12 protein-coding genes are annotated in these 12,917 nt (G+C 67.9%); 9 read left to right on the top strand and 3 right to left on the bottom strand.

From position 1 onward, the window contains the following. The first annotated feature begins 228 nt into the window (after window positions 1–228). From H0B43_RS28535 to H0B43_RS28510, 6 genes are all read left to right on the top strand, one after another. Entirely contained in the window at window positions 229–972 is a 744-nt protein-coding gene (locus tag H0B43_RS28535) for an SDR family NAD(P)-dependent oxidoreductase (RefSeq protein ID WP_185724858.1), read from the top strand. A 43-nt stretch (window positions 973–1,015) separates the two neighbouring features. Next, entirely contained in the window at window positions 1,016–2,203 is a 1,188-nt protein-coding gene (locus H0B43_RS28530; protein ID WP_185724859.1) for an acyl-CoA dehydrogenase family protein, read from the top strand. A 63-nt stretch (window positions 2,204–2,266) separates the two neighbouring features. After that, window positions 2,267–3,493, top strand: a complete 1,227-nt coding sequence (locus H0B43_RS28525) for an acetyl-CoA C-acyltransferase (protein WP_185724860.1) — start codon at window positions 2,267–2,269, stop codon at window positions 3,491–3,493. A gap of 52 nt (window positions 3,494–3,545) precedes the next feature. Continuing rightward, on the top strand, window positions 3,546–4,121 hold the full coding sequence (locus H0B43_RS28520) for a TetR/AcrR family transcriptional regulator (protein WP_185724861.1): 576 nt from the start codon (window positions 3,546–3,548) through the stop codon (window positions 4,119–4,121). A gap of 56 nt (window positions 4,122–4,177) precedes the next feature. After that, the gene (locus tag H0B43_RS28515) at window positions 4,178–4,642 is read left to right on the top strand and encodes a helix-turn-helix domain-containing protein (RefSeq protein WP_185724862.1); all 465 of its coding nucleotides are present in this window, start codon (window positions 4,178–4,180) and stop codon (window positions 4,640–4,642) included. An 88-nt stretch (window positions 4,643–4,730) separates the two neighbouring features. After that, window positions 4,731–5,144 carry an ester cyclase gene (locus H0B43_RS28510; protein ID WP_185724863.1) on the top strand — a complete coding sequence of 138 codons (414 nt, stop codon included), beginning with the start codon at window positions 4,731–4,733 and terminating at the stop codon, window positions 5,142–5,144. Between the two features lie 68 nt (window positions 5,145–5,212). On the opposite strand, the gene H0B43_RS28505 is transcribed toward H0B43_RS28510, so the two are convergent. Together H0B43_RS28505 and H0B43_RS28500 are read right to left on the bottom strand one after the other, a co-directional pair. After that, window positions 5,213–6,307, bottom strand: a complete 1,095-nt coding sequence (locus H0B43_RS28505) for a Glu/Leu/Phe/Val dehydrogenase (protein WP_185724864.1) — start codon at window positions 6,305–6,307, stop codon at window positions 5,213–5,215. A gap of 6 nt (window positions 6,308–6,313) precedes the next feature. After that, window positions 6,314–9,826 carry an indolepyruvate ferredoxin oxidoreductase family protein gene (locus H0B43_RS28500; protein ID WP_185724865.1) on the bottom strand — a complete coding sequence of 1,171 codons (3,513 nt, stop codon included), beginning with the start codon at window positions 9,824–9,826 and terminating at the stop codon, window positions 6,314–6,316. A gap of 137 nt (window positions 9,827–9,963) precedes the next feature. Between H0B43_RS28500 and H0B43_RS28495 the strand changes: the two genes are divergently transcribed. Both H0B43_RS28495 and H0B43_RS28490 read left to right on the top strand, forming a co-directional pair. After that, entirely contained in the window at window positions 9,964–10,476 is a 513-nt protein-coding gene (locus tag H0B43_RS28495) for an Lrp/AsnC family transcriptional regulator (protein WP_005252722.1), read from the top strand. Between the two features lie 23 nt (window positions 10,477–10,499). After that, window positions 10,500–10,961: a 6,7-dimethyl-8-ribityllumazine synthase gene (locus H0B43_RS28490; protein ID WP_185724866.1), complete on the top strand. Its 462-nt coding sequence runs from the start codon at window positions 10,500–10,502 to the stop codon at window positions 10,959–10,961. Between the two features lie 66 nt (window positions 10,962–11,027). Here H0B43_RS28490 and H0B43_RS28485 read toward each other — a convergent pair whose 3' ends face one another. Further along, complete coding sequence (locus H0B43_RS28485; protein ID WP_185724867.1) at window positions 11,028–11,669, bottom strand: restriction endonuclease; 642 nt, start codon at window positions 11,667–11,669, stop codon at window positions 11,028–11,030. Between the two features lie 190 nt (window positions 11,670–11,859). On the opposite strand from H0B43_RS28485, the gene H0B43_RS28480 reads away from it, so the two are divergent. Next, window positions 11,860–12,915 (top strand): 2,3-butanediol dehydrogenase, encoded by a 1,056-nt coding sequence (locus tag H0B43_RS28480; RefSeq protein ID WP_185724868.1) that lies wholly within the window; start codon window positions 11,860–11,862, stop codon window positions 12,913–12,915. Window positions 12,916–12,917: the final 2 nt, after the last annotated feature.

The raw sequence follows: 12,917 nt of genomic DNA, 5'->3' as shown, positions 1-12,917 counted from the left end.
GATCGGGTCGTGGGGCCTCGTCCGGGGTTCGCCGATCGGAGATCGCGTCCGCGTCGTCGCCCCATGTGGCCACGGTCACAGGTGTAACACACCCCAGACCTCGTCCGCAAGCCTTTTGTACCGAACGATCCACTCTGCCAACTCGCCCAAATAGTGATTCTCTGCACTTCAAAGGCGGGTTTCTAAATCACTCTGGACTATTTTTGGATCGATCAGTACATTTTGCTCATGGACGAGAACGATCACGACGAGTCACGCGTCGCACTGGTCTCCGGCGGCTCCCGCGGCATCGGGGCCGCCGTCACCACCGCTCTGACGCAGCGCGGTTGCCGGGTGGGATGTACGTACCGAACCGGACGTGACGACGCCGAGAAGATCGCCGCAGACGCCCCCGAACAGGTACTCCCGATCCGTTTCGACCTGCACGACGACACCACGGCACCCACGGCCGTGGCTGACCTCGTCTCCCACTGGGGACACCTCGATTCGCTCATCCTGAACGCGGGCCAGTGGTCGGGCGGGCGGCTCGTCGAGACGGACGCGGACGCCTGGTGGAGCGTGATAGAGACGAACCTCCGAGGCACCGTTGCCCTCGCCCGGGCCGCGCTGCCCCACCTCGTGCACGGCAGGTCACCCAGCATCGTGCTGGTGTCGTCGGTCGTCGGCGTGATCGGTCACGCCGGCGACACCGCGTACGCGGGTGCGAAGTCCGCGATGATCGGCTTCGGTCGGTCACTCGCCAAGGAGGTCGCGCGTGACGGCATCCGGGTCAACGTGCTGGCCCCGGGCTTCGTCACCACCGACATGACCGATGCGGTGCCCGACTCCGCACGCAGGCGAATCGAACGAGAAACCGTCCTCGGTCGATTCGGCACCGTCGACGAAATTGCCAAGGCCGCAGTCTTCCTCAGCGAAGACGCCACATTCTGCACCGGCTCCGTTCTCACTGTCGACGGCGGCTGGGCGCTATGACACACCACGACCGCAACGACCAACAACGAAGGGACACAACACCATGACCGCGACACTCACGCATTCGGTCGGCATTCCGGAGTCGGAGTACCTGGCGCTCCGCGACCGTATTTTCGATGCGATCTGGTCCGAACTCGATCCACTCGAACAGCGGATCGAAGACGACGAGCAGGTTCCACACGACATCGTCATGCCCATCCTCGAGCGAATCGGCGCACTCGGTCTGCTCGTCCCCCGCGAGTACGGCGGCAGCGGCCTCTCGATCGCCCAGTACCTGCCGATCATCGCCGAGTTCGCCAAGGTACAGGGCGGGCTCCGGGTCATCGTCCACGTGCACAACTCCTTCGCCCACGCGCTATCCGAGATCGGCAGCGACCTGCAGAAGGCGGACGTGCTGCCGGGCACGGCCACGGGCCGGAACTCGGTCGCGTTCGCGCTGACGGAGCCGGGTTTCGGGACGGGCGCCGACCTCGGGTCGACCGCGGTGCGCGACGGTGACGACTACGTCCTGAACGGCGAGAAGTGGTTGATCACCAACTCCGACATCGCCTCTCACTTCATCGTGTTCGCGAAAACGACCGCTACCGACGTCTCCGCGTTCCTCGTCCCTCGCGAGACCGAGGGCCTCTCGATCGCAGCGCTTCCCGAGACGATGGGGTGCAAGGGCACCGAGCACGGACGCGTCACCCTCGACTCCGTCCGCGTTCCCGCCACCGCCCTCGTCGGCGCCGAAGGACAGGGAAACGAGCACCTCGAACGCGCACTGGAGATCAGCCGCGTGTTCATCGCGGCGAGTTCGCTCGGCACGTCCGAGCGCGCGCTCGAACTGTCGATCGCCCACGCGAAGAGCCGTGTCACATTCGGCAAGCCGATCGGCACCCGGCAGGCCATCCAGCGCTACCTGGCAGAGATGGCTACCGACGTCTATGCCCTGCGCGGGATCCTGGCCGACGCCGCACAGAAGTGGGATGCGGGCGAACGGATTCCGGCCGAGGCCAGCATGTGCAAGCTGTTCGGCCTCGAGGCGGTCGGCCGGGTGACCGACCGCGCACTGCTCATTCACGGCGGAATCGGATACACGCGGGCGCACCCGATCGAACGCCTGTACCGGGACGCCCGTCTCAACTGGCTCGAGGAGGGGACGCCGACGATCCAGTACCTGGTCACGGCGGGACGCCTGCTCGACGGGTACGCGTTCTCCGACGCCTTCGAGGCGTCGCGCAAAAGCTGACATCAGCCGCCCTGCGGTCAGGAACGGCCGCAGGGCGGCACCTGCCACCAAGTGAGGAGAACAATGACGAACGCAGACCCCACCGTCCTCGTGGCGGGGGCACGAACCCCGTTCGGACGCTTCATGGGATCGCTGTCGAGCCTGAGCGCCCAGGAGCTGGGCGGCTACGCGATCGGTGGTGCGCTGGAATCCGCCGGCGTCGGCGCACGCTCCGTCGACCACGTGGTCATGGGTCAGGTGCTCACGGCAGGCAGCGGCCAACTGCCGGCTCGCGTCGCGGCTGCGGCCGCCGGAATCCCCATGACCACACCGGCACTGAACATCAACCGGATGTGCCTGTCCGGAATCGACGCGATAACGCTGGCGCACCAGATGATCGTCACCGGCGACGCCGACGTCGTGGTCGCCGGCGGTCAGGAATCGATGAGCACTGCGCCGCACCTCCTGAGGAACAGTCGTCGCGGGAACAAGTACGGCGACACGGTTCTGATCGACCACCTCGCGTTCGACGGGCTCCAGGACGCCTTCACCGGGTCGTCGATGGGGGCGCTGACCGAGTCGAGGAATCCCGGGTACGGGATCACCCGCGCGGCCCAGGACGAGTGGGCCGCACGCTCACACCGTGCCGCCGCACGCGCGCGCAAAGATGGCGTCTTCGCGGCCGAGATCGTTCCCGTTCCGATCACGTCCGGGCGGGGTGAATCGACCGACGTGAGCCACGACGAGGGCATTCGGGCCGACACCTCGGCAGCAGACCTCGCCGGTCTGCCTCCCGCCTTCGCCGCCGGCGGCTCACTGACGGCGGGTAACTCGTCACCGATCTCCGACGGGGCCTGCGCCGTCGTGGTCACGCGGAAGTCCACGGCCGTCCGGCTCGGACTGTCGTGGCTCGCCGAGATCGGATCACGCGCCGTGGTCGCCGGGCCCGATTCGGGTCTGCACGAGCAGCCGTCGAACGCCATCCAGGCCGCGTGCCGACGCGAAGGGATCGCGCCGCGCGACCTCGATCTCGTCGAGATCAACGAGGCGTTCGCCGCGGTCACGCTCGTCTCGTCCGAATGCCTCGGTCTCGACGTGGACCGGGTGAACGTCAACGGCGGCGCGATCGCGCTCGGCCACCCGATCGGCGTGTCCGGGGCACGGATCGTGCTGCACCTCGCGCTCGAGTTGCGACGCCGTGGCGGGGGCGTCGGCGCGGCGGCGCTCTGTGGGGGCGGCGGGCAGGGGCAGGCCCTGATCGTGCACGTCGCGCGCACCGGGATCACCGGGCTGGCCGCGCCGAACCCGTGATCCGGCGTCTAGACTCACATCTTCGACCGCCTGGAGACAAAGGGGCCCTTCGATGAGCGACAAGTACGACGCCAACCGGGACCGAGTCTTGCAAGTGGCCGCCGAATTGTTCGCGAAGTCGGGCTACCACGGCACCGGCATCTCCGACCTGGGCACGGCGGTCGGGCTCGGCCGTGGGGCGCTGTATCACTACATCGGCAGCAAGGAGGCAATCCTCTACGAGATCAGCAGCAGGCAACTCGCCCAGATGAATACGATCGCCGACGAACTCGCGCTGTCCGAGGCCGATCCGGAAAAGCGGCTACGGGGCCTCGCACGGGCGCTCATGCGGAACATCGCCGAGCACCGTGCGGAGTGGACAGTCTTCTTCCGCGAGTACCACGCCCTGACGGACGAACGTCGCGATCGGATCATCGCCGAACGTGAACGCTACGAATCGCATTGGCGGAACGCAGTGGAGCAGGGCATTCGCGACGGACAGTTCCGTGCTCTCCCGCGGCTGATGGTCAAGGGTCTGCTGGGCATGTTCAACTACAGCTACCTCTGGATCACACCCGACGGTGCCGAATCGCCGGAACAGATCGCGGACGAGTTCCTCGACGCAGTCATCATCGGGATGCACAAGTGAGACGCTTCGCGACGCTGGCTTGGACCTGCCAAGCCTGACACGACTATTCTCGTCGCATGAGCCCGTCCTCGGCCACGCCTGCCCGCTGTTCCATCGCGCGTGCCCTCGAGGTCCTGGGCGACCGGTGGACGCTGCTCATCGTCCGTGACGCCTTCTGGGGTCACAGCCGATTCTCGGAGTTCACGCGCAGCCTCGGTGTGGCGTCCGATGTGCTCACCGCACGGCTGGCGTTGCTCGTCGACGAGGGCATCCTCGAGCGCCGCGCGTATCGCCGGGCGGGGTCGCGGGAACGTCAGGAGTACGTGCTGACCGAGAAGGGACGGCAGTTACATGTCGTGATCGGGGCGCTCGGCCAGTTCGGTCGCGACTACCTGCCGCGCCCGGGGAGCACCTCCCCCGAGTACACCGACGAGACCACCGGCGAGGCCGTGTCCCTGGCCTTCGTCACCGACGACGGTCGACGCGTGTCCGCATCGACCCTGCACGTGCAGCGGGGAGAACCGGCGCCTACGGGCGACTGACGAAGCCGGTCACATCGTGAGAAACGAGAGCTCGACCTCTTCATACCCATGCTAACTTGGAAAATCCAAGCCAGAGAGAGGTAAACGCATGCCCCGTCGACACGGAGTTCACGCAGTCGAGAATTTCTGGGCCCGGGTGTGGCAGTCACCCCAAGACCCCCACGCGATCGACGAGCTCGTGGTCGACGATTTCGTCATCGTCACCGGCGGCGAGGCGATCCGCGGCCGAGACGCCTTCAAGGAATGGGTGCTGAAGTTTCAGTCGACCGTCGACGACCTGGAGTTCCTCCCCGTCGAAACGTTCCAGAACGCGGACGGTTCCCGCGTCGCATCACTGTGGGAAATGACCGGCCGCAATCGCGGATTCATGGGCACCGAACCCGACGGGCAGCCCATTCATCTGACGGGCACCGCGGTGTGGAACGTCCGCGCCGATGGGATGCTCGAATCCAACCGCGTCGAGCGCAACGCCTGGGAGCTGCACCGGCGGCTGACGGCCTAGGCGCTTCGCGCCCGTGCGCCTTCTTGGTAGCTGGAACTACCAGAAAGGCGCACGGGTGGCGGAGCCGCCTACCGGGCTGCGGCGATCCGGGCCTCGGCGACGGCGTCGGCTGCGGCGCCGGCGAGGATGCCGTCCCGCTTCGCGACGTCGAGGATCTGCACGACGGTGGCGAAGATCTTCTCGACCTGCGCGCGGACGTCGTCGGCGGAGGTGCCGAGGCGCTCGCCGGCGACCTGGATGAGTCCGCCGCCGTTGGCGACGTAGTCGGGGACCCAGGTGATGCCGCGGTCGCCGAGGTCGTGCTCGACCGCGGGGTGGGCGAGCTGGTTGTTCGCGGCCCCGCAGATGATGTCGGCGGTGATCGCGGCGACGGATTCGTCGGTGAGGGTGGCGCCCATCGCGCAGGGCGCGTAGACGTCGAGTTCACGGTCGATGACGGTGGATGCGATCGCGACCTCGGGGAAGTCGCGAGCCACCCGGTCGAGGGCGGCGGCGTTGACGTCGGTGGCGACCACCGACGCGCCGTCGGCGAGCAGCAGCTTGATCAGCTGGTAGCCGACCTTGCCGGTGCCCTCGACGCCGACGGTGCGGCCGGCGAGGCTCGGGGTTCCCCACCTGGCCTGTGCGGCGGCGCGCATGCCCTGGAAGACGCCGAGCGCGGTCATCGGGGCGCTGTCGCCGGACCCGCCGGCGGCCGTGTTGCGTCCGACGACGTAGTCGGTCGCGCGGCCCATCACGTCGAGGTCGTCGGAGTTGGTGCCCACGTCACCGGCGGTGATGTACCGGCCGCCGAGGGTCTGGACGAAGCGGGCGTACGCCTCGAGCAGTGCCTCCGACTTGCCGGTGGCGGGGTCGCCGATGATGACGGCCTTGCCGCCGCCGAGGTCGACCCCGGCGATCGCGGACTTGTAGGTCATGCCCCGCGACAGGCGCAGCACGTCCTTGAGCGCGGCGGCCTCGTCGGCGTAGGGGTAGAAGCGGGTGCCGCCGAGCGCCGGTCCGAGGGTGGTGTCGTGGATCGCGACGATCGCCTTGAGTCCGGTGGCGGGGTCCTGGAAGAACGTCACCTGCTCGTGGGCGGTGTCGGTGGGGAAATCGGTGCGCTCGAACACTCCGGCGTTTGCGGGCAGTGCGGTGTCGTGACGTTCCGCGGTGAGACTCATGTCTTCTCAGGACCTTTCCGGAGTGGTGGCGATGGTGATGGTGGAGGTGTCGACGCCGAGTTCGGCGAGACGCTGGAGGTAGACGGTGACGTTCCGCAGCTTCACGTCCTCGTAGCCCCGCACGAGGTCGGGAGCGTCGGCGATCAGCGTGGCGGTGTCGTAGGTGTCGGCGGTCAGGTCGGCGACGAGGCCGGCCACCGTGGTCTCGTAGTGCGCGAGCAGTTGACGCTCGAGACGACGGACCTTGGCGTAACCGAAGGGGTCGAACGCGGTGCCGCGCAGGAACTTCGCCTTGGCGAGGGTCTTGAGCGCCACGTGTGAGCGGGGACCGAAGCCGATCTTGCTCTTGCGGCCCATGGCCTTGAGGACGGGCGGGTGCAGTTTGTAGGTCAGCTTGCCGGCGCCGGGGACCTCGCCGGCGGCGGCGTCGAGGAAGGCCTGGTCGGTGAGCATCCGGGCCACTTCGTACTCGTCCTTGTAGGCGGTGAGCTTGTGCAGTCCGGCGGCGACGGCCTCGCTGAACTCGGTCCGGGTACCCAGCGCGCGCTCGGCGTCCCACGCCTGCTGCACGAGGGCGATGTAGCGGGCGGCGACGCGGTCACCCTGGAAGGCAACGAGATTCGCGGCGCGGCGTTCGGTGAGCTCGCGCGTCGCACCACCCAGGGTGGATCCGGCGAACAGGTGCGCCGGGACGACGGTGTCGCTGCGCTGCGGCACGGCCGCCGAGCTGGTGGCGGCGAGGAAGGCCTCCCGGTCGGCGACGGCGACGCGACCCCAGTGGAATGCGGCCTTGTTGGACTCGACGGCGACCCCGTTGATCTCGAGGGCTTCCTCGATGAACCGGGCGGGGACGGGCAGTCCGCCGGCCTGGTAGGCGGCGCCGACCAGCAGGAAGTTGGCGGCGGCGGTGCTGCCGAACAGTGCGGTGGCGGCGGCGAGCCCGTCGATCGCGGTCAGTTCGCGGGCCGAGACGTCGAGACGCTCGAGCAGCTTGTCCTCGTCGGGGTAGCGGACGGCGGGGTCGTAGACCATGTCGCCGGTGGGGGTCTGGCTCGTCGACGCGACGGTGATGGTGCGGTCGGAGCTGCCGAAGCCGGCGTACTTCGCGTCGGCGGCGGTCAGCAGGTCGAACGCGAGGACGCAGTCGGCGGTCGCGGGGCTGATCCGGTTGGACGGCGCCGAGCTTCCCGACCGCGTCTTCTGGTCGCTGAGCCGCAGGTGCGAGGTGACGGGTCCGGCCTTCTGGCTGAGACCGGTCTGGTCGAGTCCCTCGACGTGCAGCCCGGCGCGCAGCGCGGCCATGCCGAGCACCTGGTTGACGGTGACGATGCCGGTACCACCGACACCGGCCATGAACAGGTTGTGCGTTCCGGTCCACACGGCGGGATCGGGGTCGCCGACCTCCGGCGGAACGGGGATCTCGCGCAACGTCTTCGGTGCGCCTTCCTCGGGCAGCTCGACCGTCACGAACGACGGGCAGTCACCCTCGAGGCAGGAGTAGTCGGTGTTGCAGCTGGTCTGGTCGATCTTGGTCTTGCGGCCGAACTCGGTGTCGACGGGCTGCACGGACAGGCAGTTGGACTTGACGCCGCAGTCGCCGCAGCCCTCGCAGACGGCCTCGTTGATGACGACGCGGGTGCGGCGGGCGGGCAGCTTGCCGCGCTTGCGCTTGCGGCGCGCCTCGGCGGCGCACTGCTGGTCGAAGATCAGCACCGTGACGCCCTCGATGTCGCGGAGGACGCGCTGCGCCTCGTCGAGCCGGGTGCGGTCCCACAGCAGGGTGTTGGCGGCGAAGTGGGCGCCCTTGTGTCGCTTGGGGTCCTCGGCGCACACGATGATCTGCTTGACGCCCTCGGACGCCAGCTTGTGGGTCAGCTGCGGCACGGTCAGTCCGGCCTCGGCGTCCTGCGCGCCGGTCATCGCGACGGCGGAGTTGTAGAGCACCTTGTAGGTGATGTTGACGCCGGCGGCGACGCACGCCTGCACGGCGAGCTGGCCGGAGTGGAAGTAGGTGCCGTCGCCGACGTTCTGGAACATGTGCTTGACGTCGCTGAACGGGGCCTGCCCGATCCACTGCGCGCCCTCGCCGCCCATCTGGGTGAGCATCGTGACGGCGCTGTCGGTGCGGCCGGACATCGTGACCAGGGTGTGGCAGCCGATGCCGCCGCCCGCGATCGATCCCTCGGGCACCGCGGTCGAGCGGTTGTGCGGGCAGCCGGAGCAGAAGTACGGGGTGCGCGACGTCGGGAGGACGGTCAGCTCGAGGCGCGGCGGCGGGACCGGGGTCAGCGCGACCCGGTCCTTCAGGACGCGTCGCAGTGGTCCGGTGAGGCGGGCGGCGGTCAGTTCACCGTCGACGGGGATCAGGTTCTTGCCCTGCGCGTTCTTCTTCCCCAGTACGGCGGGTGCGCTCGTGCCACCGTAGAGGATGTCCTTGAGCTGGGACTCGACGAACGGCATCTTCTCCTCGACGACGAGGACCTGCTCGACGCCGTCGGCGAGTTCGCGCACCTGGTCGGCACCCAGCGGGTACGGCATGCCGACGCGGAGGATGCGGATGCCGGCGTCCTCGAGCTGGGAGTCGCCGAGCCCGAGGTCGAGCAGGGCCTGGCGCAGGGAGTCGTAGGCGGTGCCGACGGCGGCGATGCCCAGCCACGCGCTGCGCGGGTTGACCTCGATCTTGTCGATCTCGTTGGCGGCGTTGAACGCCTCGACCATCGCCCAGCGGGGCCCGTACAGGTCGGCCTCGGCGTAAATGCTGTCGGGCGGGGACGCGAGCACGCGCTGCCGGTACGACCACGGTTTGCCGTTCCATTCGATCTCGGGGAGCACGATGTCGAGGTCGGCGAAGTCGCGGTCGAGGGTCCACAGTCCGTCGGCGACGTCGGCGACGATCTTCATGCCCGACCAGCAGCCGGAGATCCGGGACAGCGCCACCCCGTAGAGGCCGAAGGTGATGACCTCCTCGGCGTTGCGCGGGAAGAACACCGGCATGCCCATCGCGGCCATGGACCGTTCGCTGGCGCACGGGATGGTGGAGGACTTGGCGTTGGGGTCGTCGCCCACGAGGACGAGGACGCCGCCGCGGGCGTTGGCGCCGTACATCGCGGCGTGCCGGATTGAGTCGCTGGCGCGGTCGAGGCCGGGACCCTTGCCGTACCAGACGCCGACGACGCCGTCGTGGGTGCGCTCGCCCTGCGGGAGGTCGACCTGGCTTCCCCAGACGGACGTCGCGGCGAGTTCCTCGTTCATGCCGGGCACGAACTTGACGTCGTGATCGGTGCTCAACGTGGGGATGGCGGCGATGGTGCGGTCGAGACCGGCGAGGGGGCTGCCCTGGTAGCCGGAGACGAACGTCGCGACGTTCAGACCGGCGCGGCGGTCGCGTTCGTGCTGCTCCACCAGCTGGCGGGCGATGGCCTGGACACCGGTCATCAACACCGGGCCCGAATCGGCCCGGTATCGGTCGGCGAGATCAAAGGATGCTGCACTGGTACGAGCGTCGTCTAGCTGAGTCATTGCGATTCCCGATCCGTCGCGTTGAGCATTTCGTGAGCTTGATCCTCTATCTGCTCTATGATTTGGTCAACGCAAATCGCATCAACTGATCAGTTCACGCAACAGGTGACGGTCGTCACTTCCCGGAGGTACCCAAAGTGCTCAGCATCGACAAGCTCGACGTGCAGTTGCTCGGACTGCTCGGCAAGGACTCACGCATGAGCGTGGCCGAACTCGCCAACTCGCTGGGCGTCGCCCGCAACACCGTGCAGTCCCGGATGAAGCGGATGGAGACCAGCGGATTGCTCACCGGCTTCCGCCCCAACCTCGACCTCGCCGAGGTCGGGATTCCCATTCAGGCGTTCGTCGGGCTGGAACTCGAGCAGGGCAAGCTGACCGCCGTCGGCAACCGTCTCGTCGACCTGCCGGAGGTCATCGAGATCCACGCGACCACCGGTCGCGAAGACCTGCTGGTGCGGGTGGCCACGTCTACGCACGCGGAACTGCAGAAGTTGCTCGAGAAGATCGCGAACCTGCCCGGCATCACGCATTCGACCACCACGATCGCATTGACCAGCCCGCTGCCGTACCGCATTCAGCCGCTGCTCGAGCACCTCACCGACGACTCGGGGTGGGGTCGGTCGACGGCACTGCCCCGTTCACAGCGCTGACACCGGTGCAGTAGTTTCAGACCATGAGTGAGAGTCAGGGACGGATCGCGTTCATCCAGGCCACATGGCACCGCAACATCGTCGACCGCGCGCGCGAGGGATTCACCGACGAGGTGACCACGCTGGGGTATTCCAAGGACGAGCTGGACTTCTTCGAGGTTCCGGGCGCGTTCGAGATCCCGCTGCACGCACGCCGGCTCGCGCTCACTGGACGTTACGACGCCGTCGTCGCCGCGGCACTCGTCGTGGACGGTGGCATCTACCGGCACGAGTTCGTCGCGACCGCGGTCATCGACGGACTCATGCGCGTGCAACTCGACACGGATGTGCCGGTCTTCTCGGTTGTGCTGACGCCGCACCACTTCCACGAGCACGAGGAGCACCTCACGTACTTCCGTGAGCACTTCGTCAAGAAGGGCGCCGAGGCCGCCCGGGCCTGCGTCGCCACCGTCACATCGCTGAAGTCGCTGCCGGCCGCGAACTGAAATTCGCCTCCTCCGAACCCACCACGAGAAACCGCCGCCGGTACGTACCGGCGGCGGTTTCTCGTGTTATCGGTCCTTCGCGTGCCGCCGCTGGAAGAAGAGGAGCCAGAAGACCGGCGCGCCGACGACAGCGAGGATGGTCGCGAAGACGCGCAGCCCGACGTTCCCTTCGCCGAAGGGGGCGATCATGAGGACGATCGTGCAGATGACGGCGCCGAGCAGTTGCCAGTGCGCGCCGAAGAAGCCTGCGACCATGGCCCAGGCGTTGCGGGCGACGATGCGCGCCGGCGACTCGGATTCCGGTGGGGGCGGCGGGGACGGGGCCACCGCAACCGTCGAGTTACGCGCGGCCGCCACCAGTTTCGGGGCGTGCGCGCCGACGGGCGGGGTTTCGCCGTCGGGCTCGCACCGGAACAGGGCGATGCCCACCGTGTCCGCGTAGTCGACGGCGTCGTCGGTGTATCCGGGGGCGGAGAAGTACAGGAGTTTGCGGGCGTGACTGGTTCCGCGGGTGTCGTAGAGGTTCGCGAGGTCCGCCTTGCCTGCGCTGCCGCCCCGCCACTTCACCTGCGCGTACGCGCGCGAGGAGTAGACGTCGATGCCGCCGTCCGCGCCTCCGAGTAGCGCTGTGGCGTCGCCGTACCCGAGCTTCTGCATCTGCTCGGCGGCGTTGATCTCAGCTTCGGCCGCCGTGCGTATGCGTGCCATGCCTCACTCCCCCAGATCGAACCAATCTTTCCCTTCGAAGGTACCCGCAGATCCGGCCAAACCAGCTATCCGCCGGTGAACGTCACACCGGCGGCATCGAATTGCAACACACTGCAACTCTTCGCGATCCCCGCCGGCGGTCGTACCGTTCCCCGAATCAGCACGTTCACAACGCAGTGAGGGCGGATTCATGAGGGCAGCACGCTTCCACGGACGACGCGACATCCGGATCGACGACATCCCCGAGCCGGAACTGAGGCCGGGCGCGGTGAAACTCCGGGTCGCGTGGTGCGGCATCTGCGGCACCGACCTCCACGAGTACCTCGAGGGCCCGATCTTCATCTCCCCACCCGGACATCCCCACCCGCTGTCGCACGAGAACGCGCCGGTGACGATGGGCCACGAGTTCTCGGGGACGGTCGAGGAGGTCGGTGAGGGCGTCACCGACGTCGCCGTGGGCGACAACGTGGTGGTGGAGCCGTACTTCGTGTGCAACGAGTGCGCGTCCTGCACGGCAGGTAACTATCACCTGTGTACGAAGATGGGCTTCATCGGATTGGCCGGTGGCGGAGGTGGACTCAGCGAGAAGGTGGTGGTCGACCGCCGGTGGGTGCACAAGATCGGCGACATCCCCCTCGACGAGGCGGCCCTGATCGAACCGCTCAGCGTCGCGCATCACGCGGTCGTCCGCAGCGGCGCGAAGGCCGGCGACGTGGCGCTCGTCGGCGGCGCCGGGCCGATCGGGCTCCTCGTCGCCGCGGTCCTGAAGGGTCTCGGTGTCACCACGATCGTCACCGAACTCAGCGACGCCCGGAAACAGAAGGCACTGTCGAGCGGGGTCGCGCATCACGTCATCGACCCGTCGTCGGAGGACGTGACGGCCCGGGTGCTCGAGCTGACCGACGGTGTCGGTGCCGACCTCGGGTTCGAGTGCGCGGGCGTCAACGCCGTCCTCGACACCATCCTGGACGCCGTCCGGCCCGCAGCCGTGGTGGTGAACGTGTCGATCTGGGGTAAGCCGGCGACGGTCGACATGCAGAAACTCGTCCTCAAGGAGATCGACCTGCGCGGCACCATCGCCTACGTCCGCGATCACGAGGCGGTGATCGAGATGGTGCGCAGCGGCGTGATCGACCTGGCGCCGTTCATCACCGGCCGGATCGAACTCGACCACCTGGTCTCCGAGGGCCTCACGACGTTGATCGAGCACAACGACACGGCAGTGAAGATCCTGGTACGGGCGTGACC

It is taken from the genome of Rhodococcus sp. 4CII (genome assembly GCF_014256275.1).
GTDB classification, from domain to species: domain Bacteria; phylum Actinomycetota; class Actinomycetes; order Mycobacteriales; family Mycobacteriaceae; genus Rhodococcus_F; species Rhodococcus_F wratislaviensis_A.
This window is presented reverse-complemented; position numbering and strand designations above follow the sequence as displayed.

Excerpts from the sequence above, each read along its gene's own strand:
- H0B43_RS28480 (WP_185724868.1), top strand. The coding sequence starts at position 11,860 with ATGAGGGCAGCACGCTTCCACGGACGACGCGACATCCGGATCGACGAC.
- H0B43_RS28505 (WP_185724864.1), bottom strand. The coding sequence starts at position 6,307 with ATGAGTCTCACCGCGGAACGTCACGACACCGCACTGCCCGCAAACGCC.
- H0B43_RS28535 (WP_185724858.1), top strand. The coding sequence starts at position 229 with ATGGACGAGAACGATCACGACGAGTCACGCGTCGCACTGGTCTCCGGC.
- H0B43_RS28500 (WP_185724865.1), bottom strand. The coding sequence starts at position 9,826 with ATGACTCAGCTAGACGACGCTCGTACCAGTGCAGCATCCTTTGATCTC.
- H0B43_RS28520 (WP_185724861.1), top strand. The coding sequence starts at position 3,546 with ATGAGCGACAAGTACGACGCCAACCGGGACCGAGTCTTGCAAGTGGCC.
- H0B43_RS28490 (WP_185724866.1), top strand. The coding sequence starts at position 10,500 with ATGAGTGAGAGTCAGGGACGGATCGCGTTCATCCAGGCCACATGGCAC.
- H0B43_RS28510 (WP_185724863.1), top strand. The coding sequence starts at position 4,731 with ATGCCCCGTCGACACGGAGTTCACGCAGTCGAGAATTTCTGGGCCCGG.
- H0B43_RS28525 (WP_185724860.1), top strand. The coding sequence starts at position 2,267 with ATGACGAACGCAGACCCCACCGTCCTCGTGGCGGGGGCACGAACCCCG.
- H0B43_RS28515 (WP_185724862.1), top strand. The coding sequence starts at position 4,178 with ATGAGCCCGTCCTCGGCCACGCCTGCCCGCTGTTCCATCGCGCGTGCC.
- H0B43_RS28530 (WP_185724859.1), top strand. The coding sequence starts at position 1,016 with ATGACCGCGACACTCACGCATTCGGTCGGCATTCCGGAGTCGGAGTAC.
- H0B43_RS28485 (WP_185724867.1), bottom strand. The coding sequence starts at position 11,669 with ATGGCACGCATACGCACGGCGGCCGAAGCTGAGATCAACGCCGCCGAG.